The organism is Acidobacteriota bacterium, from assembly GCA_003225175.1.
Lineage (GTDB): Bacteria > Acidobacteriota > Terriglobia > Terriglobales > Acidobacteriaceae > Gp1-AA112.
Genome location: QIBA01000057.1, coordinates 115,046 through 138,812, shown reverse-complemented (window position 1 = coordinate 138,812; position 23,767 = coordinate 115,046). Strand labels below are relative to the sequence as shown.

Below are 23,767 nucleotides of genomic sequence, written 5' to 3'. Positions count from 1 at the left end.
TCGAGCGCGCGAGATTGAGCAACACATTTCCTCTGGCCAAAATGCCTCATGGCCGGATGCCGAATGCCGAGCGTCGCCTTTCGTGTAGAATCTCGCTTCCCTGCCATGCGACTACGAACTCCTCTTCTTCTCCTTGTTTTTCTTTTTTTAACTTCCTTCTCACTCATAGCGCTCGAACGCCAGGATGCAAGCGCATACCACGCACGACGCGTCGCATTGTCGCAAAAAACGAACGGTGGCCTCGTGGTCTTGTTCGCCCCGGTGGAGCGGTCTGATGAGATTTTTGGATTCCATCAGGAATCAAACTTCTATTACCTCACGGGCTGGACCGAACCCGGAGCCGCGCTCCTCATTGCGCCCGCAGTGGAAGCCAAGGGCGAAGCCACCGGTGGCCATCCATATATAGAGATCCTATTTCTCCCTGCGCGCAACTTGACCGAGGAGAGGTGGCTTGGACCTAAGTTGGGACCGGGCGATGCCGAGGTCACAAAGATCACGGGCTTCGACCGTGTTGAGCCGCTCGACAAAATGCACGACGAGCTCACGACTGTGCTAAGTGCAGGACGTGCGCCGGTGTATTCCGATTTGGGAAGTTACGACCAGGACTCGGCTTCCACCGAGCCTCTTGCATGGTTGCGTCGCGGGCAAGCCTTTGGCGGGGCGGGCGGCTTCCAGGAGGCGAAGCGGCTGATCGCGCAGCTGCGCACTTTGAAAGATCAGGGCGAGATCGATCTTGTAGTGAAAGCCACGCGAGCTTCCATGGCCGGACACGTTGCCGCGCTGAAGGCGATCCATCCCGGAGTCGGCGAACGGGAGATTCAAGCACTCATGCAATATGAATACCAGCGCCGCGGATGCGAGCGTTCTGCCTATGCTCCAATCGTAGGCTCCGGGTTCAACTCCACCGTGCTCCACTACTCTGCTGATTCGGGAACGATGCAGTCTGGTGATGTTGTCGTGATGGATGTTGCCGGCGAGTGTTCCATGTATGCCTCCGACATTACGCGAACCGCTCCCGTGAACGGTCGCTTCACGGCTAGACAGCGCGAAATCTACAACGTTGTTCTCGGCGCACAACAAGCGGCGATGCAGGCCTTCAAAGCCGGCGTCTCGCATATCGGACGCGGAGGCTCGGACTCGCTCGACAAAGTTGCGCGGGATTACATTGATTCCCACGGCAAGGACCTGCATGGCGGTTCTCTTGGGAAATACTTCATTCACGGACTGGGCCATTACGTCGGCCTCGATGTACATGACGCGGGCGACTACACCGTACCGCTGGACAAGGGCATGGTATTCACGATCGAGCCGGGGATTTACATTCCCGAAGAGAAGTTGGGCGTGCGTATTGAAGACATTTATTACGTAGACCAGCAAGGGAATCTCGTGCAGATTACGAAAGACCTGCCCCATACCGCTGAAGAGGTGGAAGCCGCGATGAAGGGGAAGTAAAAGACCTGCGGCCTCCCTCGGCCAGGTTTTCTTCGTTGGCTCAGGCTCGGTGTTGCGAGAACAACCTGTGCGTCCACGACGCGCGAAAAGTCCCCTTAGTTTGAGAATCCCATTGATGGGGGACAAATTCGTTTAGAGCAACGGATTGCGAAAATATTTTTTGCGTTCCTCGTAAGTTCTTGATACGGCTAACTCAAAAAATGTTGCGAACAACGGACGAACGTTGCCTTTCGATTGCAACACGCGCATCATGGAAACGAAAATGTTAGGTTTGTTTCCAATTCGGGAACGCCAGTTGGAGCCAATCCGGGGCACCGGGCCCGGTGCCCGTGCGCTCCTTTTCTGGATCCTGGGATCTAATCGGATATCGCAGGCAATCCACAGGGATCCCGATGGGATATCCCTAGGGATCTGGTGGGACCTTCAGGGATCTCATGGGATTTTTGATGTTCCGGCAATAAAACGGTAAGGTATCGCTCCACGTCTAAGCACCATTCCAGGAGGAGCCGATGGAATCATTGCGTCAGGACATCCGGTATGGAGTCCGCCAGTTGTTTAAGGCCGGGAGATTCAGCCGGGGGTAAGCTCAGTCACAGCCCTAGTGTCCCAGCCAATGCGTTTGCCTCTAAACCATCGTCGGCAACCTGCAGCGTAGGTACAGTGTGATGGAGCCAGTAACATCCTTCCACCGTCGCGTCGACACCCAGCGGCTCCCGCCGTCGCTACTGCAAGTCGATCAGCCGATGAGTCGATGACCCAATCCTCCCATTGAGTGTCTTTCACTCAACTTTAACCATTACGCTCTTGACACTCTAGAGTTGTAGTCCTACAATTAGCACTCGTTAGGCGTAAGTGCTAACAGCTGCTCTCGTCGCACTGGATGACTGGGGTGACTGCGTACGGAAGCCGACACTAGCTCTCATAGTTTCAACAACTTGGAAGTACAACTCAAACACTCAATTCACAAGGAGTCGAATACAGATATGGCAAAGTTGACCCCGTTGCATGACCGCATTCTGGTTCGCCGCATTGACGAGGGCGAAACCGTTCGTGGCGGCATCATCATTCCCGACACTGCGAAGGAAAAGCCGCAGGAGGGTGAAGTGATCGCCGTTGGCTCAGGAAAGAAGAACGATAAGGGCGAAAGACAGCCCGTCGATGTGAAGGAAGGCGATCGCATTCTCTTCGGCAAATACGCCGGTAATGAGATCAAGATCGACAACGAAGAATTCCTGATCATCCGCGAAGAGGAAGTGCTCGGCATCCTGTCTGGCGTTGCCAAATCAGTAAGGAAGGCAAGCTAGGCGCGCTTCGCGCGAGCATTGAGCAGTCGGCGCTCAGCATTCGCCAGTCAACATTCTGGCTTTAGCTGAGCGGCTTAGAAGGTTAGGAGCTTACAAGCTCCGCAAGAATTTTGCCGCTTCGGCGGCGCCAAAGTATAGGAGACAAGCAATGGCTAAGCAGATCGTACACGGCGAGGAATCGCGTCAGGCGATTCTCCGCGGCGTCAACGTATTGGCTGACGCAGTGAAGGTGACGCTCGGTCCCAAGGGCCGCAATGTCGTCATCGAGAAGAAGTTCGGTTCGCCGACCATCACCAAGGACGGCGTGACCGTAGCAAAGGAAATCGAGCTGAAGGATGCGCTCGAAAACATGGGCGCGCAGATGGTGCGCGAGGTCGCTTCCAAGACCTCTGATGTTGCCGGCGACGGCACCACCACCGCGACCGTGCTCGCGCAGTCGATCTTTCGCGAAGGCGTGAAGACCGTGGCTGCCGGAGCGAATCCGATGGCTCTGAAGCGTGGTATCGAGAAGGCAGTGGCTGCCGTAGTTGGCACCGCTGACGCCGAAGGCGTTCGTAAGGGCGATGGCGCTCTCAATCAGTTCTCCAAGCCCGTGACAGGCGATATGATCGCGCAGGTCGGAACGATTTCCGCCAACAACGATGAAACCATCGGCAAGATCATCGCCGAGGCCATGAAGAAAGTCGGAAAAGATGGCGTGATCACCGTCGAAGAGTCCAAGACGATGGAGACTCAGCTCGAGGTCGTGGAAGGCATGCAGTTCGACCGCGGCTATCTCTCTCCCTACTTCGTCACCGATCCGGAGCGGATGGAAGCCGTGATGGAGAATCCTCTCGTTCTGATCTACGAGAAGAAGGTCAGCTCCATGAAGGACCTGCTTCCTCTGCTCGAGCAGGTAGCCAAGAGCGGCACTCCGCTGCTGATCATCGCCGAAGACGTGGAAGGTGAAGCGCTCGCGACCCTTGTGGTCAATAAGCTGCGCGGCACTCTGAACGTCGCTGCGGTCAAGGCGCCTGGATTCGGCGATCGCCGCAAGGCGATGCTGCAGGACATCGCGATCCTTACCGGCGGTAAGGCCATCACTGAAGATCTCGGCATCAAGCTAGAGAACGTTCAGGTTGGCGACCTCGGCAAGGCGAAGCGCATCACCATCGACAAAGACAACACCACCATCATCGAAGGCAAGGGCCAGACCAAGGAGATCGAAGGCCGCGTGAAAGAGATTCGCGCCCAGATCGACAAGACCACCAGCGACTACGATCGCGAGAAGCTCCAGGAGCGTCTGGCGAAGCTCGTGGGCGGCGTTGCGGTGATCAAGGTCGGAGCTGCGACTGAGACCGAGATGAAGGAAAAGAAGGCTCGCGTGGAAGATGCGATGCATGCAACGCGCGCGGCAGTCGAAGAGGGCATAGTTCCAGGCGGCGGCGTGGCGCTCGTGCGCTGCATCGCAGCAGTCGAAGAACTCGCCAAGACCCTGGGCAGCGAAGAAGCCATCGGCGCGCAGATCGTAAAGCGCGCTCTGGAAGAGCCTCTGCGTCAGATCGTCGGCAACTCCGGCGAAGAAGGCGCGATCGTGATTGGTAAGATCCGCGAATCGAAGGATTCGAACTTCGGCTACAACGCCCAGACCGGCAAGTTCGAAGACCTGGTTAAGGCTGGCGTGATCGATCCAACCAAGGTTACGCGGACTGCCTTGCAGAACGCCGGCTCCATCGCTGGCCTGATGCTCACCACCGAAGCGCTGGTTAGCGAGCTTCCGGAAGAGAAGAAGGAAATGGCAGCTCCCGGCGGCCACGGCGGCATGGGCGGAATGTACTAAGGAGCCGCCGTCCAGGCAGACGCGCCTTCGGCGCAACACCTAAAGCCCCGCAGAAATGCGGGGCTTTTCTTTTGTCGTTTTGCACAGGTTCCTGCGTGGTACATGTCCTTTGGTACACCGCACTTCCGGCATCTCTGCGAGAATGCCCAAAACCCTCATCATCATGAACCGAGAGGCTGCATGCCCCCAGTAACAGCCGGTCCGAAAACGGTTCTGTGTGTCGACGACACACCATACGTCCTGCAGATGCTGGACATGTTCCTGACTGCGGTGGGATATCGCGCGGTTCCCGCGTCGACCGGCCGCGAAGCCTTGGAACTTGCGAACAAGATCTCGCTCGACGCCGTCATTCTCGATTACGAAATGCCCGAGCTCAATGGACTCGAGGTCGCTCAGATCCTCAAGACCGCGCATCCCATGCTCCCCATTCTGATGTACTCTGCGCGCCATCCGCAGACGGAAGCCACCGCTCCCGGAATTGTGGACGCCTATGTGGAGAAGGAGCATCCGCAGGCTCTGGTCATGGCGCTTGCTCGCGTTTTGAATGATCCGCCGCCGGTACTCGTTCGGCGGCGTTATCCGCGCTTTGCCACTTCCTCGAGCTTCACGCTGCGCTTCCCGGATCGGGAACCTGAGAATGGCGGGTTTGAAGGTACGCTGAGGGATCTTGCCGAGGGTGGTTGTGGCGGACAGGTGGACGCGCAGATGGTGCCGGGCGAATTGGTTTCACTTGTCTTCGGAATTCCGGAATGCGATGTCAGGCTGGAGCTGCTGGCGAGAGTGCGGTATCAAAACGCGGACTCGCACGGTTTTGAGTTTGTGGATCTCACTGCAGCGCAGCAGAAGGCCTTACAGCGTTGCCTGCATTTTATTGCCGCCGCCTGAACTCAAAAAGTATGGGCACGCCGGGCGAGGACGCCCGGACGCTCCGTTGATGGTTAAATTCCGAGCAAGAACTCAGAGCTTCTACCGCGCAAGCATCTCTGCCGCAACCGAAATTGGTTCTTCCGTGCGCCAGCGCATCTCCTTCAGCTTGCCTTTTTCAAGCATCAGCAGGAGATCGCAGTCGCGAATCGTGTTTAACCGATGCGCGATCACAAAAGCGGTGCGGCCTTCCATTACGTGGTGCAGTGAATCGAGCAACTCGGATTCGGTGGCTGCGTCCAGGGCGCTGGTGGGTTCGTCGAGTATAAGAATCGGAGCGTTCTTTAGAAAAGCGCGCGCAATCGACAGTCTTTGCCTTTGGCCACCTGACAGACGCGATCCACCGTCCCCGATCCTGGTCTCATAACCGCGAGGCAGCGACGTGATGAATTCGTGCGCATGCGCGGCAACCGCCGCAGCGATGATTTCGTCGCGGCTCGCGTCGAAGCGTCCATATGAGATGTTGTCTGCTACTGTCGCTGAGAAAAGCACAGGCTCCTGACCGATTACGGCGAATTGCTGTCGCAAATGCGTCACGCTATAGGTGTGCAGATCGACATCGTCGAGCAGCACGCGTCCGCTGGTCGGCTCATAAAAGCGCGTAAGCAGATTCACCAGCGTTGTCTTGCCTGAGCCGCTAGGACCTATAAGCGCAACTTTGGTCCCGGCGGGAACCGAGAAACTGACGCCATCGAGCGCCCGTTGACCATTTGCATACTCGAACGTCACATTTTCGAAAGCCACTAGCCCTGAGGCAGGTGACGCCTTCGCATCATGGCCGGAGATCACGCCCAATTCGGGATTTTCTTCGAAGAGCGCAAAAGCTCGCTCCAGACTTACTCTCCACGACTGCAGGTCCGGAATCTTGCTGCTGATAACCCGGAGCGGCTCGTATAACTGCGCAACATAAGCCATCACCAGCAGCAGATCGCCGAGTGTGACCAGCCCCATCTTGACATGACGGATGCCGATCAGCAGCGCCGCCGCACTTCCTACGGCAATGGCTAGGGAGATAAGCAGGTGATAACCCGCTTGAATCGATGCCAGACGAACCTGCTCCTTCATCCGTTCGCGCGAGCGCAGGCGAAAACGAGTGTCCTCAAAATCCTCAGTGTTGAATGCCTTCACTACGCGAATCGAGGCCAGAGCTTCGTTCATCAGCAGCATCGCAGAGCTATCTAGGGTCTTGACACCTTGCCACGCTCGCCGCACGCGATAGCCCGAGCGCCGCGCCGCAATCATGAGCGCTGGAGAGATGACCAGCGCAACCACCGCAATTGAACGGTCGATGCGCGCCACAACATAAAACATGCCCATAAAGGTCAACGCTGCTGTTACGAGTGGCAGGATGCCCTGAATGAAGATGTACTGAATGGCAGGAGAGTCATGCTGGATACGATAGGCAATGTCATTGACGCCACGACGATCATGCGTTGCTAGACTGAGTCGTTGTGCATGCCAGAAGAGGCGATTTCGCAGCTCGAAGACAAGGCGCTCGCCGGTGTAGGTCTGCAGGAGCCAGGAGGCGAGGGTTTGCAAATTGCTCAGTACGGCCAGTCCAACGAGAATGACGAGCACGACGATCAGGTTCTCTGTCGTGGAACTCGCAAGGCCGGCGGGAACCAGACGGTCCAGGATTCGCGGCAAAGGCTGGTTGCCAATTACGCTGTCAACCGCGATCTTCAGCGGTAGAGGCATCAGCATTGAGAGAGGCACGGAGACCATGCCCAGCAGGAGAATTCCAGCCAGGTGAGGATAGCTCGGCCTCGCTAGTTCAAAGAGCCTTTTGCGAAAGAGCACGCGCTCCTCGCGACTCGGAAACCGCTTTTCTGATGACTTCCCGTGGTGGTCCATACAACTATGGCTTCATCCTATCGGATGCGCTTTCGCCGTCACCATCGAGCCAACAACCTAGAGCTCCAGTACCAGTGTGAATTGCCAAAGCAACTCCGGCGCAAATTGCTCGGAGCACAAACTGATCTATTCAGCTCGCGTGTGGAAGGCGCTCCTCTGGAACTCGACTCGGCCTTCTCAGGATCAGGAAGGCTGCAGTGATGGCAATGATGAGTATGGTCACGCCAAGGGACAGCCAAAGGTACTGACCAGGATGCCGCATGTAGCGCACAATGCGGCGCCCATAGTGCGCTGCGATTATGGTCAGCAGCCCGTAACGGATGGCCCGACCCAGGAACACCGCAAGGAAAAACTTGCGCATCCTGTATCCGAATGCGCCGGCAGCCAAGAGGAACATCGACGTAGGGCATGGCGGCGGTGAGACAGTCGAGACGAAGATTGCGCCTGATCCCCAACGCTCGAGTGCGTACTCGACTTGCTGCGAGCGGCGCGCACCAAAGTTCTTCTCAATCCAGGCGAGTCCGGTTTTCTGCCCAAGCTTGTATGTGAAGTACGACCCGATCATCGCTCCGAATGTGGCCATGCAGGCGTAGTACAGCCATAGGTCGCTGTGCCGCGCGGAAAGAAAGGCAGTAAGGATGTCGAGGCTGCCGAATGTTGGAATCGGCGAGCTGTCGAGGATCGCGAGCGGAACAAGCCCTATGCCGCCCCAATGCGCGAAGAAACGCAGGATAGTCGGACTACTGGCGCGCTGGCGCTGTTGCACCAGCACCTTTGCGGTCTTATCCAGTATCGCAGCGTTGAACATACTTGAAAGCAATCTGCTCCTTAGATGCCCCTATCTGACATTATCGACGTTTGGTCTTGTTAAGTATTGCTAACGAAGGAACAAGCACGTCCGCGCTTCCTGCTCATTGAGACCCTGCCAGTGGTTGATAGTTGCCAACATCTGATAGCCGCGCAGGTGCTGCTATAGAATTCTGCGGATGATGATCAAACGCCCGCTCTGGTCTCTTGCATTATTCCTTGCTGCTCTAGCGCCTCTTCCAGCACACGCGTGGGGCTGCGAAGGCCATCAGATCGTTGCTCTGATCGCAATGAAGCACCTTCAGCCGCAAGTTGCGGCTCAGGTGAATGCAATCCTGGCTGCGAGTCCGGTAGCTTCTACGCTTCGGCGCTTCTGCCGAAGTTCGGGACTGCCGCCAATGGCTGAGGTTTCAAGTTGGGCGGATGATCTCCGCTCCGAACAGCCTGATAGCGGCCCACTGCACTACATCAATATTCCTCTCAATGCTTCTCGTGACAAGTACGACATCACCGAAGCCTGCAAGCAGGGCTGCATCATCGACGCGATTACGAAATACACGCAGCAACTCAAGGCAGGTAATGAAGGAAAAACTCGCGCAGATGCCTTGCGCTTTCTAATTCACTTTTTGGGCGACATTCACCAACCCCTGCACGATGAAACGAATGGCGACGAAGGTGGAAACTGCGTGCCCGTGGAGTTCGAGGATGAAGAGCCGCACGTAACGAATGCCCAAAAAGAGGAGTACTTCCCCAATTTGCACTCCGTATGGGATACAGGAATACCACAGAATATGTTGGCTTCGCACGATATGACAGTTGAGGAGTTCGCCGATTTTCTGGACTTCCGCTTCCGTCCCCGCTTCCAGCGGTGGAACTCAGGTCAGGCGGCAGACTGGGCGTGGGAAGGCCACGATTTGGCGTTTAGCGCCTATCGCGCGTTGCCGGCAAATCTGCCGCGCGATATCAATCTACAGGCGACGTCCTGCTCCGATAACAACCATCTCGCCAAGCGGATTGCCGACCTGCACATAGGCCTCGGGGAGCGGTATGACAACGTCACTCACCCCATCGCTGAAGAGCAGCTCACGAAGGCCGGAATCCGTCTCGCAGCGCTGCTAAATGCCACATTGGGCAAATGATTGATGGCGTTATTACTTTAGTTACCGGCCCTGAGGTAGAATCTCCGCTTCCGGTTACCCAACCATAAATCCGATCGCAACACCGCCTCGTTCTTAGGGAGAGGAAATGAGCACGGCGCCGAGCGCCAAAGATCAGCCGCAAGTAACGGATTCCATGTTGATATCGAGAGTCCGTGCCGGAGATGAGGACGCGCTCGCCGCTCTACACGACCGCTACGCCCAGGTTGTTTATTCAGTAGCGCTGCGCGTATTGGGTGAAACTACACAGGCGGAAGACATTTTGCAGGAAATTTTTCTCCAACTATGGCGGAATCCGCAGACGTTCGATTCCAGCCGCGGCAGCCTCGGGGCATGGCTCGCAGTGATTACACGCCACCGCGCAATTGATCAACTGCGCCGTCGCCGTCCTGAATCGGATATTGAGGACGTAATCGTGGCGGTCGACACCCGCATTGAGCAGACAACTGATCGCAATATGACGATCGCGAAAATTCGCGCCGTTGTGGATCGATTGCCGGCCGAGCAGCGCAAGCCTTTGGAGATGGCATTCTTCGAAGGGCTCACACATTCAGAAATTGCCACTAAGACAGGCGAACCGCTCGGGACAGTCAAGACACGCATTCGCTCTGCGCTACTAACGCTCAGAAAGGCACTCGCCGCATGAGAGACCATCAGCAGATCACCGAGGATCTGGTGCTGTATGCCCTGCGGGAGCTGCCTGAGCAGCAGGCCGTGGAAGTGCGTCGCCATCTCGACGATTGCCCTGAATGCCGGCGAGAGCTGGGCGATCTCAATTCCGATATGGCGCTGCTTGCCTTATCGAGCGTAGGGCCAGCTCCGCCACAACGTTCGCGCGAACGCTTGCTGAAGGCTGTAAAGAGTGAGCCACGGCGCGCCGCGACCGTTGTTATGCGACGTCCGTGGTGGAGTTTTGTGCCATCATTTGTGGCGGTGCTGCTGGCGATCTTTGGTCTAATGTTGTGGCGCGAAAATACAAGTCTGCGGCGGAAACTCGACGTCTCACAGCAGGCTTCGGGCCAGCGGCAAGCTGATCTGGAGCGCGCACAACTCGTTTCAGATGCTCTCAGTTCTCCAGAGTCGAGCCACTATGCCTTGGTAGCGACTAAGTCGCAGCCGGTTCCCGAAGGGCGTGCGAGCTACATGCAGAAGACTGGCACTCTAGTGTTCACAGCGCAACACTTGCCCGCGCTGCCCCCGCAGAAGGTCTATCAACTGTGGTTGATTCCGGCGAGTGGCTCAGCGCCAATGCCGTTTGGCACCTTTAAGCCCGATGTCCAAGGCAATGCGGCGATGATCATGCCGAATATGGAGAAGACTGCACCCAAGATGTTCGCTGTCACCATTGAGCCCGAAGGTGGCAGTCAAACGCCAACGATGCCCATCGTGATGGCTGGCGCGTAGCTCTTCTTGAGAGGCTTTCCTTACGTGCTTCCGGCCGCCCCGCCCGGACTAAGATAGAGATTTCGTGAAGGCGTAATTCTCGATTTTGATTACCGCCAGCATACGGAAGGAACCCACATCGACGAAGTCTGACACCTTATACCGGCCGAGGGCGGTCGGAATCACGTAAACAAAACCAAGCAGTTATTACTTAAACTCCGCACCCGGCGTTTTCGGCATCGGACGATCGCCCATGCGCTCGCGCCAGAGAATCGCATTCAGCACGCCGGCGTCCGCTGCATCAGCACGAGAGAAATCAAGCTGCGAAGATTGCTTTGCATCCGGTCCCTTTGGCGGATTCATCCTGTACAAAAGACCGTTGTCGCGATTCCGGCTGTCAGCCACAAACTGCGGCTGATCGCCTTTACCTGAAAACATCGGCGCCATCACTGCGGCATGAGAGTCGTTGTTGTTCATTGGGGGAACGCCAAGAAGCGTTTCGATCGTGTGCACCATATTCACGGTCGTGTAAAAGGTGTGATCAACAAAGGGAGTGCCGTTCGGTCGTGGCGAGAAACGACTGATCGCCCATGCGATGCTGCGATGAGCATCCACGTGGTCCGCGCCATTCTGCGCATCGTCCTCGAGAATGAAGATTGCGGTGTCCTGCCAGTAAGGGCTATGTGAAACAGCCTCGACTACGCGGCCCACAGCGAGATCGTTATCAGCGATAAGAGCCGCAGGTGTTGCATATCCGGCTGTTGTGGCCGCTGTGTGGTCGTTGGGCAGACGCAAAAGAATGAAGTGCGGCATGCTGTCGCGACCTGCCCCGCGCTTCGCGACAAATTGGTTGAATTCATTCAAGAATTCGTCGACGCGAAGCTGATCGGGAAAATGGAGACTGAAATCGGGAAAGCGAGGATCGAAGTGTCCTTCCAGTTCCGGCTTTACAGCAACGTTCTGGTAAATGAGCGGTATCTCCCACTGCCACGGACTCTTGCTGCCGTGCGGCTGCCCTAAGTAATCCGGCAGCGGATCTCCTGGCTTTATTGAGTTGATTGGACAAGGCGCGCCTTGAGGGAGCGGCGTACCTTCCTGCGGCATCTCCTGGGTTCGCGGCTGAGCACAAAACCTGGTGGAGATGTATTCGCCATAGTGGCGATACGCGACACCGTGTCGTGCGAGATTTCCCCATAGATATCCTGTTCCGGGTTCATTCACATCAGGAATGTGTTCCTGAATTGGATAGCGATCGTCGACTACGCCTTCATAATCGTAAGTACGCTCTTTGCTGCGATAGCCGATTTCCCAAGTCTGCTCGGTGTAGTCGCTTGTAATTGCAGCATTTGACCAAACATGACCGTCACCGGAAACTTCTCCGCTGTCATAGAAGTTGTCGATGACTCCGAACTGACGCGCGAGTTTGTGCTGGTTGGGAGTGATGTCCTCGCCGTACATGACGAGCGATGGATCGCCGTCGCCGCTCCCAAGATCGCCGAGGATCTGGTCGTACGTGCGGTTTTCCTTAATTATGTAAATCACGTGCTTAATCGGATTGCGGCCCGTGGCGAACGCGATCTGGTCTGAGTTACCGCGCATCAGATTACTGGCCATTACCTCGTCGGTCCAACCCGCGAGGTGCGAATCGATGTCTGCGATTGGCAAGCGCGCCAGGGAGCCGTGCAGCAGCGTAGGAATGTAGCCTGTACGCTCCTTGCCATCGACCTTGCCGGCAAGTCCCTTATTGGGACCTGTTCCCTTTCCCTTACCCGTAGCAATAAAAAGTTCGCCCTTATGCACCGCAAGCGCGGTTGGGTACCATTCCGTCGGAATAAATCCACGCGGTTTCAAATTGGGACGGGGATTGTCGAAGACCGCCACTGCATCAGAGCTGGCGTTCGCCACAAACAACCTGTTGCCGTCCGGAGTGATGGCGAGCGCTATTGGGAAATTTCCTCCGTAACGTTGCTCCGGAAGCTTTGCGCTCAGATAGAAGACGTTTCCGCTCGGACGTTCGATCACTGCGACTTCATCTGTATTAGCGAGCGCAACATACAGACGGGTCTGATCAGGACTAAGGAGAAGCGCGGTTGGATGCGACCCCGCCCTCTCAGGCTTTGCCGGCGCATGAAGCTCGATCATCCGCTTCAGCTTGCCGCTTCCGAGATCGATTTCTGCGACGCGAGATGCATTCCACAGGCTCACGTAGCCGGTATTCCCATCCTTGGTGACCAGAGTTGCGAACGGATACGAACCCGGTACAGCGCGATAGGCCGCAAGCTCGACGCGACGAATCTCCTGCGAAGTTGGAACGACAATTTCGGCGGCATCGGAGAGATTGTCCGCAACCAGGAGCATCTCCTTGCCCTGCTGCTGAAATGATGTGATTCCTGTAGGGAATGGGACCGTGAAGCCCGGTCCGGCACTGGGCTCCTCGTCTGGGTCTTCAGGAGCGGTCTTCGGTGCAGCTGCTCGTGCAGACGCAGGAAAGCGAATGAATCCGGCAGGCGTAACCCGTCCATCGGCGAAGTCGTATGTGGCGATGCCGCTACCATTGTTACCTGGGTTTTTTCCTTCGGGATCGGTCATAGAGCTCATGCTGGCGTAGAGCTTCTTGCCGTCTGAACTGAATGCCAGGCCGTAGAAATAAGTCTGGTGGGCATGGCGTTCAAGCCGCGCATCGGGGAAATCTGTAAGCTTGTTGCTAGCTATATCGACAATTGCGATCGACTGTTTGTAGTCGGACTCGAACGTGCCGTAGCCATTATTCAACAACGCCAGATACTTGCCATCCGGTGACAACGCCATCGATGTGGGAAAGCTATTGGTCGTTTGCGGATCGCCGGGAACCGGCTCGAGTAGCAGTTTGCTGCTGGGGAGGGCAATGCGGCCACTCTTGTCGGCAAAACCCCTGAGAATCTGGAGCGCAAGACCGACCGTAAGGAGGATAAGAATTAATCCGAGCAGAGGCTTCTTCATAGCCAGCGATGGTAAATGATTTTTTAAAGGACCTATGAAATCTGGTCATCGATATTGCTATTGTGGAGTTGCCTTCGAGTCGCTAAACTTCCGTGCACCTTTCCCCCGGCCTAATCAGAATGAGTAAGCGTGTACTTCAGTGCGCCTGCCTCGCTGTCTTGATGTGGGTCATTTCTTGCGGGGGCGGCGACCAGCCACAGCCGGCTCCTGCTCCAGCTCCGGGCCAGCAGAGCAATGTCAACCAACTGACCGCGCAAGATGTAACGGCGGTTGTGACCGCGGCTGCCGCTTCGTTGAATGTTCCGGTAGCCGTTGCAGTCACCAATCGCCAAGGAAACATTCTGGCTGTATATGTAAAGCCGGGCACTCCGGCAACTTCTATCGGCAACTTTGGATTAGCTACGGATACGCGCGAATTAGCCGTTGGTCTGGCGCGCACCGCATCTTTCTTCTCCAACGATCAAGCGCCTCTCTCATCGCGGACCGTCAGGTACATCAGTGGGATTCACTTCCCACCTGGCATTACCAATGTCCCGAACGCCGATTTGTACGGCATCGAGAACACAAATCGCGGATGTCCGTTCAACACCAACTACCTTTCCGGCAAGACCCTTCCGCCTGCGCGCTCGATTGACGGCAGCACGAACGGAACCGGAATCGTGACCGGCAAAGCCAATCTCTTCGACTCCGATCCGAATGCAGTTCTCGGCGGCGGAGTACCAATTTTCAAAAATGGCAAGCTAGCGGGCGGTGTGGGTGTGGCCGGCGCCAGCAATGACGCCGACGAGTACGCAGCATTCTCCGGCATCGTCGGAGCAGGTTTCATACCGAATCCCGCGCCTCCTGGGGTGGTTATCATCGGAGGTATCGCGTTGCCATTTGTTCAGAATCAAGTGGCGCCGCCGGGCACAAGTGCAGGTACTGCTAACGGGTCGTTCCAGATTGGGCCAATGGACAGTCCCGGTCCAGCGCCCGATGGCGACTTAATCGCCAGAAAGACTGGCGCGAACGGCCTCACGCTTCAGGACTTAAGCAGCATCGTTGACACCGCGATCACAGTAGCCAACAACGAGCGCGCCGTGATTCGCCTGCCGGATGGCTCTCCCGCCCGCTTCATCTTTGCCATAGCCGATCTTAACGGTGACTTGCTTGCCCTGTATCGCATGCCCGACGCAACGATCTTTTCTGCCGACGTGGCGGTCGCTAAGGCAAGGAACGTGATCTATTTCTCCAGCCCTGCGGTTGATCCCCAGGAGATGCCGGGTGTGCCTCCGGGAACAGCCGTTACGAATCGAACCATCAGCTTCGGAGGGCAACCATTTTTTCCTCCGGGCATCGACGCCAATCCGGCAGGACCATTCTTCAACCTCTTTCTTTACGATATCGCGCACCCGTGTACGAACGGGCATCAACCGCCCAGTCAGTTCCAGAATGGGATCGTCTTCTTCCCCGGCAGCACTCCGCTCTATAAGAACGGCGTGATGGTGGGCGGATTTGGAGTGAGCGGCGACGGCGTCGATCAGGACGATTTCGATACTTCTGGTGCTGGGCAAGCATTCTTACCCGATCCCAGCAAGCGGGCTGACCAGATCGAGCTGCCTGCTCCCGGCGGTCCTGTGCGCCTACCGTATTTCAAATTCCCGCGAAATCCAACGCTTTTGGGCGTGCAGAGCTCGGGCGCGCAGTAATTCCAGTGCTTACGTCGTTCCGGACGCCCTCGGCCGGTACAAGGATGTTCGGGGCGATCAGCTTTTGCAACTCTGGTACTTCGAGCGAAAAAGGATCGCTCGGGTTTCGCATAACAGTGCTCACGTGCTTGGCCTTGTGGCTCGACAATCCTTGTACCGGCCGAGGGCGGCCGGAACCACGTAATCAGCGCGTTTAGACCCTCAGGTTCACCGCTTTCTGCGAAGCGCCAGCTTTGAACGCCATAGCCGATGACGCCTTCGATAGATCACCGCCATCAACAGTTATCGCCGCGCTATCCGCACCTTCGACTTGCAGGAAGACTGGTGCCCTAGTCAATAAGCGCGTGGCTGTCAGAAGTACTTCCCGCGACTCGATAAGCCGAAGCGTCGATTCAGATTCCATAGTTCCTTGCACGCTGAAGCCATTCACGGCTGCGTCGCTGACATGGTCGAAAACAAGAGCTGGTCGAGCCTCAGCGGCGGCAACTTCAAAGCGAACATTACTGAGTGTCAGTTTCTGCACATTGCGTACGAAAAGCGCGTAGGAAGGCAAAATCCCGGTTTCGAAATACTCGCCCGCAACTCTGGGGACATCGCGTACTGCGGCTTCCTCAGCAGTGCCGCCGCCGGGAAAGGTCAGGTGCACGTTGTCAAAGGTGATCTTCTCCAAGGTACCTTCGACGCAGTTCAACGAGAGGCATGACTTCACCTCAGCGGGACGATAGGCGCTTGTAAACGGCACATCCGCGAGTTGTACCGGAACGACGACCGTCGCATGAATGTTGCTGAACGAAATATTGCGAACGACACCGGGTGATCTGGAGTCCTGCGGTGTCGCTGGCTGAATTGGGGCAGACACACCTTCCTGTGGTGAACGCCTCGGTTGCTGGCCAACATTGATCGCGATCGGTCCAGTGACATCCTTCATTATCAAATTGGAAAACGAAATATTCTCGAACCGTGCGCCTGACCCGCAATGCATCTTGATCGGACAGCCATATGTTTCGTAAATCAGGCAATTCGATACCGCGATGTTCTCGGCCTCACCCCCTCCAAACCGGAACACCGACCAGCGCGTTGTGAACGAGCAATTCGTGACAGTGACATACTTGCAGCTGCCGAATAGGGCACAGGCATCATCCTGACATTCGATCGTGCAGTTGCTGATGTGAACATGTTGCGCGCTGATGAAATGGAAGCCGTCATTGTTGCTGTTAACGCGATTGTGAATGTGAATACCAGTCAGCTTCACATAGCTCGATTGAATGATGCGGATCGAATGATAGGCGCTCTCGAGTAGCGTGATATCACGCACCGAGATGTTCTTGCATTGATGAAAAAGCAAGTGGTAGGGACGATTGTTTCCTCCACGACCCGATGGTGGCGGCACTCCGCGAGTGGGGCTGTGAAACTGCAAACCTTGGCCGTCAATGATGCCCGGTCCCTCAATGGTGAAGTTCTCGGCCTTAACTGCAAAGATGAGTCCGACGTTGCCATCGTTAAGAGTCGAGTCCCCACTGAGCGGGATGGCGTCGGCTGCACGATATTGCTTCCCATCGGCGCTCCCTAGCAGTTTCCCTTGAGCGGCGATGTGCAGAGTCACGTTACTCTTCATCTGAATCGTGCCAATCACGAAGGTGCCTGCGGGCACAAGCACCATTCCACCCTGGTCATTGGTGCACGCATCGAGGGCCGCCTGAACCGCCGCTGTATCGAGCGTGACCCCATCGCCTTTCGCACCGAAATCGCGAATGTTGTAGGTGCGCGTACCGCGATCGTGACCAGTGCCACTGGAACTCGCTCCGGTTTGAGCAATCAAGCTCGTGATACCCATCAAACCTGAAGCTGCGGAGACTGTAGCAGCCAGGCCTAGCCATCTACGTCGGAAGAGGGAAAATTCCTTCGAATCGGTCATCGTCATCCTTATTCGTCCGAATAACATTTTCGGCCATTAGGCTATCCTCCCTTCTATCTTGTGAAATGGCTTAGGTATTAGGGAGGGGCATTGGCTTCAGCCGCGCCGTTCGAGGAGTGCTACTTTGTTTCTGGCTTTAGCCGCTGGGAAGGCTTTTCATAATTCCGGAATCGTTGAATGCAGTTTGTGCTTGCACCGCCGAAGGAGAATACCTCAGCGGCTGAAGCCGATGCCTCTCCCTCAACCTGTGCTGCTATATTACGAGACCAGTTCGCTATCGCGACCTGTTGGAGTATGCCTGTTCGACTTTTCGGATGGTCGCATCGTGAGCACCGAGGAGACTATACGATGAAGGCTTTGTTCTGGCTGGGGCTGGTGGCAGTGATTGCCGGAGTAGTGTTGCTGTTTGTTCCTATTCCCCACACTGAGAAGCACGGAGTAAAGGCAGGCGAAGTATCGCTTGGGATTGAAACACGCACTCAGGAGAAGATTTCTCCTGCGATCAGCGGCGTGATTGTCCTGGCGGGCATAGGATTGATGATCGCAGCCCGAGGCCGATCGTCCTAACGTGTTTTCGGTAGCGATGGCTTTGCGACAGCCTACCTGCGCCATTCGTGGATCAGGTTCGCCACGAGCCCCGTCCACCCGGTCTGATGACTTGCGCCGAGTCCTGCGCCCGTGTCTCCGTGGAAGTACTCATAAAACAGCAAGTAGTCGCGCCAGTGGGGATCTTCCTGGAATTTGCGGATGTTTCCGTTAATCGGGCGCCGACCTTTCGCATCACGTTTGAACAGGTTGATCATTCGATTGACGATCTCTGCAGCCATGTCCGACGGCGTGATTAACTTCTCGCCACGGTAGATCCCCCAGTTTTGGCCCATCGCATCGCCGAATTTCTTGAGCGACCGGATCAGGAGATAAGAAGTCGGGAACCAGATGGGACCGCGCCAGTTGGAGTTACCCCCTTTAATCTTCGCGTCGGCTTCTGCCGGCTCATAGCGAACTTCTTTATTCCCAAAGCGGAACGGATGCTTTTCATGAAACTTTGACAAACTACGAATTCCATAATCAGACAAAAATTCATTCTCGTCCCACAAACGGTCCAGAATCGCTTTGAGCTGATGCTCCTCCAGAATCGAAAGCACGTGCAGCTCGGTATTTTCACGTGCATCTGTGTAACAGCCAACCGCAAGATCTGGACGCTCACTCAGGAACCACTTCACACTCGCGAGAAATTCCTGGTGGCGGTCGAGTTCCCGCGAATTCACGACTTCGGTGGCGTACATGGGGATTAGCCCAACCAACGAACGCACCCGGAATTTGTGGAACTCGCCGTTGGGAAGACGCAGGACGTCATAAAAGAAGCCCTCCTGCTGATCCCACAACGTGTAGCGACGACCACCCATGTGCTTCATCGCCGAACCGATGTAGATGAAGTGCTCGAAAAACTTGATGGCGAGGCTCTCGTAAACCTTGTTCTCCTGAGCAAGCTCCAACGCGATGCGCATGAGATAGAGGCAGAAGAATCCCATCCAGCCGGTTGCGTCGGATTGTTCGAGGACCGCGCCGCCCGGCAGACGCTCACTGCGATCAATCACAGCGATGTTGTCCAGACCAAGAAAACCGCCTTCGAAAACGTTGTTGCCTTGGCTATCCACTTTGTTCACCCACCAGGCAAAGTTGATGAGCAGCTTGTGGAAGCACTTCTCCAAAAACTTCTTGTCGCCAACGCCATGGCGCTCGAGGTCGCGGTTGTAGACGCGCCAAACGGCCCAGGCGTGCACCGGCGGATTTAGATCGGAGAACTCCCACTCATAAGCTGGAATCTGCCCGTTAGGGTGCTGGAACTGCTCGAACAGCATTACCCAGAGGTTCTCCTTTGCAAACTCCGGATCCACCAGTGCCAGCGTCGTGCACTGAAAAGCCAAGTCCCAGGCTGCAAACCATGGGTACTCCCACTTATCCGGGACAGACAAGATGCGCATGGAATTCAAGTGCCGCCAGTGTTGATTGCGGATTGTCTTGCGCGATTCGGGTGGAGGAAACTTTCGATTGTCACCCTCGAGCCACAGGCTCACATCAAACAGATAAATCTGTTTGCTCCACAACATGCCGGCGAACGCCTGGCGTTGAATCATCTTTTCTTCTTCATCCGCGCGCTGCGGGTGAATGGACTCGTAGAACTGGTCTGCTTCGCGACGCCGTGCCTCGAAAATTTTCTCGACATCTTTGAGCGGTGACTTCCGGTGATCTGGCGTCAGCCGCAGATAGAGCACGTGCGATTTGCCCGCGGACACCTTAACTCGATAAACCATGCAGGCTTTTGTGCCTATTTCTTCATGGTTCACGCAGTCCTCGCCATTCACGATGAATCGGTGGAAAGCATCCTTTTGATATTGACGGCGACTGATACTTCCTGGGCCGTACACCCGCTCCGCATTCGTTTCGTTGTTGGTGAAAAGCAGCTGCGCGCCCTTTGGACCATAGAGAAAGCGATTGCCAACGGAATATTCGAAGATCAAGTTGTGTAGACGATCGCCACCACTATCGTCGGCCCAGAGGACTGAGCAGTCGTCTTCAATGCCGCGCAGGATCGTAGGCTCGCGCCCGGGAGGATCCGTCCATCCCCAGGTATTGCGAAACCAGAGCGTGGGGATCAGGTGAAGCTCAGCGTCTTCGGGACCGCGGTTGAACGCCTCAATCTTGATACAGATATCTTCCGCATCGGCCTTGGCGTATTCGACGAAGATATCGAAATACCGATCGTCATCGAATACCCCAGTATCGATCAGCTCATACTCCGGACCGGCGCCTCCACGCAGTTGATTCTCCTTCACCAGTTCCGCATATGGGAATTCCCGCTGCGGATACTTGTACAGCATCCTCATGTAGCTGTGGGTCGGAGTACCGTCGAGATAAAAGTAATATTCCTTTACATCTTCACCGCGATTGCCTTCCTGAGAGGTCACGCCGAAGTAGCGCTCTTTGAGGATCGGATCGCAGCCATTCCATAGTGCCAGTCCGAAGGAAAGGATTTGATAGCGATCACAGATGCCGGCGATAGCATCTTCGCCCCAGCGGTAGGCCTTACTGCGAGCTTTGTCGTGGCTGAGGTAATTCCAGGCATCGCCATCTGCGCTGTAATCTTCGCGGACAGTGCCCCAGGACCTCGCGCTGACATATGGTCCCCAGCGCCGCCAAGGAGGAACGAAGCTCTTAAAGGGAGAGTAGAGTCGCTCCTCTTCCTTCGTGGCTACGCGTTTGGCTTGGAGAACTGGCTCATTCTCCAGCGTGGCCGTCTCTGATTTCGCAGCTCGTTGGTCCACACGGGTGGACTTTGCCAAGGGACCCTCCTGGGAACCGATTCGGCTTCTTACAACGCTTGGGGAGGAAGCGAAGATTGTAGCAATCTCGCTCTCGTTAGAGGAGTGCCTTGCCGAAGTCCAGACGTAGGAATGTCTCCGTCCAGAAAACCAGCGAATGGAAGCAGCATCGGCCGTATTTGGCCCAAGCGGGACGCCATTGGGAGCTCAATTTTCGCAGATTCCACCGGTAAGATTACCTGAGCCTCATTTGGGATTGGCGACGAACTTGTAGCCGACACCTCGAACCGTCAGCAGATGTTTTGGCTTGGCTGGGACTGTTTCGATGTAGCGCCGCAAGCGCACAATAAAATTGTCGATCGCGCGCGTATCGGTGTCCTCACGCAATGACCACACATCTTCAAGAATGGATTTGCGCGAGACTGCTTTTCCTTCATTGCGAATCAAATGTCGAAGGAGTTCGGTCTCCATCACCGTGAGCTGAATTGTCTCTTTCGCCAGCCGCAGCTCCAACGTTGTGAAGTCGATGCTCTTGCCATCAAAGGAAAATGTGTTCGGTTCCTCCGAATTCGAGCCAGCCTCTTGCGATGTCTTGGAATCGACTGCGCTGGCCCATTGCTTTCGGCGAAGGAGGCCTCGAAGACGAGCCACGAGGATGGGCAACTCAAACGGCTTCGGTAGATAGTCATCCACCCCAGCTTCGAAGCCGCCCAGAACGTCCTCAGGCCGGCCACGCGCGGTCAGCATTAATACGGGGACGTACTGTTTCGCGTTACGAAGCTGAGAGACAACTTCGAAGCCCGAAATGCCGGGCAGCATTACATCGAGGATGACCGCGTCGATTCCACTGTCTGGATGCAACAGTCGCTGCAGGCCAGCCTCGCCATCGCCAACGACTTCTGCATCGATACCTTCAGCTTCAAGGTTGAATTTGAGCCCACGAGCGAGATGCTCTTCATCCTCTACGATCAGAACTCGGCTCATACGACCCGCGGCAGTTGCAGGATGATCGTCGCGCCGCGCCCAGGTCCTTCGCTTTCGGCAAAGGCATTACCACCGTATTTTTTTGCGATGCTCCGTACGATGAACAGCCCCAACCCACTTCCCTTCACACGAGCCACTTCGCGGTCGGCAACGCGATAGAAGCGTTTGAACACTTGTTTGAGTTCACTGCGAGGAATGCCTATGCCATTGTCGCGCACTCGCACTGAGACATTCTTGTCATCGCTCGCACGAAGTTGCACTTCAATATCTACGTTTTCCCCAGAGTACTTAATCGCATTCTCGAGGATGTTCGAGATTGCAGAGCGCAACTCCTCGCGATTGGCGGTTACCTTCGGAGTGCCCTGACTGTTCTCGACTAGCAGGCGCAGGGACTCAGCTGAAAGATGGTGATGAGTACGAGCCTCCTCGAGACACTCGCGGACGAGCTTTTCCATATCGACAATGTCTTCGAGCTTGTCCCGACTATGTCCCAGTTCGGCGGCGTGCAATACCTGTTCGACTGTCTTCAACAACCGATCGGAGTCCGACAGCATCACGCGATAAAATTCGTTCCGCTGCTCTTCGTCCACTTTGCGGCTCTGCAGCGTTTGCAGGTAGAGGCGGATCGAAGTCAATGGGGTTTTCAGCTCGTGAGTGACGGCATGGAGAAAGCTGTCCTGTTTTTCGTTGCGTCGTACTTCCCGAATCAGGAATATAGTGTTGAGTACCAGTCCAGCAATGACAATGCCAAAAAATATGACACCCAGGACCAGCGTCCCCAGTTGCCGCCAGTGAAGTACGATCCAGCTGACGTTCAACGTCACTGCAACTGCGAGCACACACGAACTCAGCGTGATAAAGAATGCGATCGCTTTGCGGCGGCTGGTAACGCGCATCGGCTAGTATCCTGCATTCGAGTGTAGCGCAGAGTTGTAAGCCACACAGGCGGCGCGAGACTGTAGCCAGCCTCACGGCAGGGCATCGGCTGCAGTCGTCCGATTGATGTTGCTATCTGGCTTTACACGCTCGGGCCACTTCGCAAAAGCCCGGCGGCTGAAGCCGCAAAAGTAAAGCTTTGGACGGAACGACTGAAGGCCGATACCCTGACACGTTCAAAAAGAAAAGTTCCGGCCGTGTAACGACCGGAACTGAACAAAGACCCGAGAGGAGAACTTAAGCCGAAACCAACTCCGGCTTGGCAGTTGCCAGCTTCTCTTCTTGCTCACGGAGCTTCTTCGGCATATCGACGACTTTGATGTCCTTTGCCAGGCCGAGCGCTTTGAGCATGCAGATGCCGTAGTAGTTCAAATCAACTTCGTACCAAGCGAGCCCATGCCGCGCCGAAACCGGGTGAGCATGATGGTTGTTATGCCATCCCTCACCGAAGGTCACCATAGCCACCCACCAATTATTGGTCGAGTCATCCTTGGTGGTGAATCGACGGTTGCCCCACATGTGCGTTGCGGAGTTCACGAGCCAGGTGGCATGCAATCCGACGGTCACGCGGAAGAAGATGCCCCACATCACATAAGTCCATCCGCCGACAGCGAGCAGAATCAGCCCAAGCGTCGTGAGCGGAACCCAGTGCCACTTCGACAGCCAGGCGTGATACTTATCGCGGCGAAGATCGGGAGTATATCGTTCAAGTTCGGGATTGCCATGGTGCAGCACTTCACCGCTGATGATCCATCCCATATGCGCCCACCAGCCGCCATCGCGTGGACTGTGAGGATCGCCTTCGCGGTCGCTCGTCTGATGATGTATGCGGTGGGTGCCTACCCAGAAGATCGGTCCGCCCTCAAGGGCGAGAGTGGCACAAGTGGTAAGGAAATACTCAACCCATTTTGGAACCTTATATCCACGATGCGTCAGGAGCCGGTGATACCCCATACCGATCCCGAAGCTCAGAGAGAAATACCAAAGAATGGCCGTAACCAGCAGCGCCTTCCAGCTGAACATGAACAGCGCTGCAACTGCACCAATATGAAAAACCGCCATCACGAAGGCGGTGTACCAGTTGATCTTGCCTCGCTTCGCGGTGTAAACCTGCGAAACGGCCGGCTGCGTAAGAGTGTCAGGTGTAATGATTGCGCTCATAGTCTCCGTTTGCCCAATGGACAGCACCTTTCAACATAACAACCGGGCGATAAGAGCTGTGTAATAGTTATGTAATACCGC

General features: G+C 55.8%; 18 protein-coding genes. 10 read left to right on the top strand and 8 right to left on the bottom strand.

Annotated features, from left to right (window positions below):
* The first annotated feature begins 105 nt into the window (after window positions 1-105).
* The 5 genes from DMG62_16865 (at window position 106) to DMG62_16845 (ending at window position 5,460) form a co-directional block, all read left to right on the top strand.
* Window positions 106-1,452 (top strand): peptidase M24, encoded by a 1,347-nt coding sequence (locus tag DMG62_16865; GenBank protein PYY21881.1) that lies wholly within the window; start codon window positions 106-108, stop codon window positions 1,450-1,452.
* A gap of 250 nt (window positions 1,453-1,702) precedes the next feature.
* Entirely contained in the window at window positions 1,703-1,921 is a 219-nt protein-coding gene (locus DMG62_16860; GenBank protein ID PYY21824.1) for a hypothetical protein, read from the top strand.
* 514 nt (window positions 1,922-2,435) lie between these two features.
* Window positions 2,436-2,756 carry a co-chaperone GroES gene (locus DMG62_16855; protein PYY21823.1) on the top strand — a complete coding sequence of 107 codons (321 nt, stop codon included), beginning with the start codon at window positions 2,436-2,438 and terminating at the stop codon, window positions 2,754-2,756.
* A gap of 148 nt (window positions 2,757-2,904) precedes the next feature.
* Window positions 2,905-4,575 carry a chaperonin GroEL gene (gene groL, locus DMG62_16850; GenBank protein PYY21822.1) on the top strand — a complete coding sequence of 557 codons (1,671 nt, stop codon included), beginning with the start codon at window positions 2,905-2,907 and terminating at the stop codon, window positions 4,573-4,575.
* A gap of 102 nt (window positions 4,576-4,677) precedes the next feature.
* A complete protein-coding gene (locus DMG62_16845) occupies window positions 4,678-5,460 on the top strand; it encodes a hypothetical protein (GenBank protein PYY21821.1) in 783 nt (260 codons plus the stop codon).
* Between the two features lie 81 nt (window positions 5,461-5,541).
* Here DMG62_16845 and DMG62_16840 read toward each other — a convergent pair whose 3' ends face one another.
* Together DMG62_16840 and DMG62_16835 are read right to left on the bottom strand one after the other, a co-directional pair.
* A complete protein-coding gene (locus DMG62_16840; protein ID PYY21820.1) occupies window positions 5,542-7,353 on the bottom strand; it encodes an ABC transporter ATP-binding protein in 1,812 nt (603 codons plus the stop codon).
* Window positions 7,354-7,483: 130 nt separating this feature from the next.
* Window positions 7,484-8,161, bottom strand: a complete 678-nt coding sequence (locus tag DMG62_16835; protein PYY21819.1) for a hypothetical protein — start codon at window positions 8,159-8,161, stop codon at window positions 7,484-7,486.
* A 178-nt stretch (window positions 8,162-8,339) separates the two neighbouring features.
* Between DMG62_16835 and DMG62_16830 the strand changes: the two genes are divergently transcribed.
* From DMG62_16830 to DMG62_16820, 3 genes are all read left to right on the top strand, one after another.
* Window positions 8,340-9,299, top strand: coding sequence for a hypothetical protein (locus DMG62_16830; GenBank protein PYY21818.1), 960 nt, complete (start codon window positions 8,340-8,342; stop codon window positions 9,297-9,299).
* Window positions 9,300-9,405: 106 nt separating this feature from the next.
* Window positions 9,406-9,963: an RNA polymerase subunit sigma-24 gene (locus tag DMG62_16825; protein PYY21817.1), complete on the top strand. Its 558-nt coding sequence runs from the start codon at window positions 9,406-9,408 to the stop codon at window positions 9,961-9,963.
* Window positions 9,960-10,721 (top strand): hypothetical protein, encoded by a 762-nt coding sequence (locus DMG62_16820; protein PYY21816.1) that lies wholly within the window; start codon window positions 9,960-9,962, stop codon window positions 10,719-10,721. Before DMG62_16825 ends, DMG62_16820 begins: the two co-directional genes overlap by 4 nt.
* A gap of 186 nt (window positions 10,722-10,907) precedes the next feature.
* On the opposite strand, the gene DMG62_16815 is transcribed toward DMG62_16820, so the two are convergent.
* A complete protein-coding gene (locus DMG62_16815; protein PYY21815.1) occupies window positions 10,908-13,679 on the bottom strand; it encodes a phosphoesterase in 2,772 nt (923 codons plus the stop codon).
* Window positions 13,680-13,798: 119 nt separating this feature from the next.
* On the opposite strand from DMG62_16815, the gene DMG62_16810 reads away from it, so the two are divergent.
* On the top strand, window positions 13,799-15,367 hold the full coding sequence (locus DMG62_16810) for a hypothetical protein (GenBank protein PYY21814.1): 1,569 nt from the start codon (window positions 13,799-13,801) through the stop codon (window positions 15,365-15,367).
* 193 nt (window positions 15,368-15,560) lie between these two features.
* On the opposite strand, the gene DMG62_16805 is transcribed toward DMG62_16810, so the two are convergent.
* On the bottom strand, window positions 15,561-17,288 hold the full coding sequence (locus DMG62_16805; GenBank protein ID PYY21813.1) for a glycoside hydrolase: 1,728 nt from the start codon (window positions 17,286-17,288) through the stop codon (window positions 15,561-15,563).
* 342 nt (window positions 17,289-17,630) lie between these two features.
* Between DMG62_16805 and DMG62_16800 the strand changes: the two genes are divergently transcribed.
* On the top strand, window positions 17,631-17,849 hold the full coding sequence (locus tag DMG62_16800) for a hypothetical protein (GenBank protein ID PYY21812.1): 219 nt from the start codon (window positions 17,631-17,633) through the stop codon (window positions 17,847-17,849).
* A gap of 32 nt (window positions 17,850-17,881) precedes the next feature.
* Here the strand turns inward: DMG62_16800 and DMG62_16795 are convergent, their stop codons facing one another.
* From DMG62_16795 to DMG62_16780, 4 genes are all read right to left on the bottom strand, one after another.
* The gene (locus DMG62_16795; GenBank protein ID PYY21880.1) at window positions 17,882-20,572 is read right to left on the bottom strand and encodes a glucosidase; all 2,691 of its coding nucleotides are present in this window, start codon (window positions 20,570-20,572) and stop codon (window positions 17,882-17,884) included.
* A gap of 279 nt (window positions 20,573-20,851) precedes the next feature.
* Complete coding sequence (locus DMG62_16790; protein PYY21811.1) at window positions 20,852-21,589, bottom strand: DNA-binding response regulator; 738 nt, start codon at window positions 21,587-21,589, stop codon at window positions 20,852-20,854.
* Window positions 21,586-22,485 carry a two-component sensor histidine kinase gene (locus DMG62_16785; GenBank protein PYY21810.1) on the bottom strand — a complete coding sequence of 300 codons (900 nt, stop codon included), beginning with the start codon at window positions 22,483-22,485 and terminating at the stop codon, window positions 21,586-21,588. The genes DMG62_16790 and DMG62_16785 overlap by 4 nt, the downstream gene beginning before the upstream one ends.
* A 277-nt stretch (window positions 22,486-22,762) precedes the next feature.
* Window positions 22,763-23,686 (bottom strand): acyl-CoA desaturase, encoded by a 924-nt coding sequence (locus tag DMG62_16780; protein PYY21809.1) that lies wholly within the window; start codon window positions 23,684-23,686, stop codon window positions 22,763-22,765.
* Window positions 23,687-23,767: the final 81 nt, after the last annotated feature.

What these genes read in the sequence shown, in the direction of transcription:
- DMG62_16865 (PYY21881.1), top strand. Translation starts at nt 106, where the DNA reads ATGCGACTACGAACTCCTCTTCTTCTCCTTGTTTTTCTTTTTTTAACT.
- DMG62_16860 (PYY21824.1), top strand. Translation starts at nt 1,703, where the DNA reads ATGGAAACGAAAATGTTAGGTTTGTTTCCAATTCGGGAACGCCAGTTG.
- DMG62_16855 (PYY21823.1), top strand. Translation starts at nt 2,436, where the DNA reads ATGGCAAAGTTGACCCCGTTGCATGACCGCATTCTGGTTCGCCGCATT.
- groL (PYY21822.1), top strand. Translation starts at nt 2,905, where the DNA reads ATGGCTAAGCAGATCGTACACGGCGAGGAATCGCGTCAGGCGATTCTC.
- DMG62_16845 (PYY21821.1), top strand. Translation starts at nt 4,678, where the DNA reads ATGTCCTTTGGTACACCGCACTTCCGGCATCTCTGCGAGAATGCCCAA.
- DMG62_16840 (PYY21820.1), bottom strand. Translation starts at nt 7,353, where the DNA reads ATGGACCACCACGGGAAGTCATCAGAAAAGCGGTTTCCGAGTCGCGAG.
- DMG62_16835 (PYY21819.1), bottom strand. Translation starts at nt 8,161, where the DNA reads ATGTTCAACGCTGCGATACTGGATAAGACCGCAAAGGTGCTGGTGCAA.
- DMG62_16830 (PYY21818.1), top strand. Translation starts at nt 8,340, where the DNA reads ATGATGATCAAACGCCCGCTCTGGTCTCTTGCATTATTCCTTGCTGCT.
- DMG62_16825 (PYY21817.1), top strand. Translation starts at nt 9,406, where the DNA reads ATGAGCACGGCGCCGAGCGCCAAAGATCAGCCGCAAGTAACGGATTCC.
- DMG62_16820 (PYY21816.1), top strand. Translation starts at nt 9,960, where the DNA reads ATGAGAGACCATCAGCAGATCACCGAGGATCTGGTGCTGTATGCCCTG.
- DMG62_16815 (PYY21815.1), bottom strand. Translation starts at nt 13,679, where the DNA reads ATGAAGAAGCCTCTGCTCGGATTAATTCTTATCCTCCTTACGGTCGGT.
- DMG62_16810 (PYY21814.1), top strand. Translation starts at nt 13,799, where the DNA reads ATGAGTAAGCGTGTACTTCAGTGCGCCTGCCTCGCTGTCTTGATGTGG.
- DMG62_16805 (PYY21813.1), bottom strand. Translation starts at nt 17,288, where the DNA reads ATGACGATGACCGATTCGAAGGAATTTTCCCTCTTCCGACGTAGATGG.
- DMG62_16800 (PYY21812.1), top strand. Translation starts at nt 17,631, where the DNA reads ATGAAGGCTTTGTTCTGGCTGGGGCTGGTGGCAGTGATTGCCGGAGTA.
- DMG62_16790 (PYY21811.1), bottom strand. Translation starts at nt 21,589, where the DNA reads ATGAGCCGAGTTCTGATCGTAGAGGATGAAGAGCATCTCGCTCGTGGG.
- DMG62_16785 (PYY21810.1), bottom strand. Translation starts at nt 22,485, where the DNA reads ATGCGCGTTACCAGCCGCCGCAAAGCGATCGCATTCTTTATCACGCTG.
- DMG62_16780 (PYY21809.1), bottom strand. Translation starts at nt 23,686, where the DNA reads ATGAGCGCAATCATTACACCTGACACTCTTACGCAGCCGGCCGTTTCG.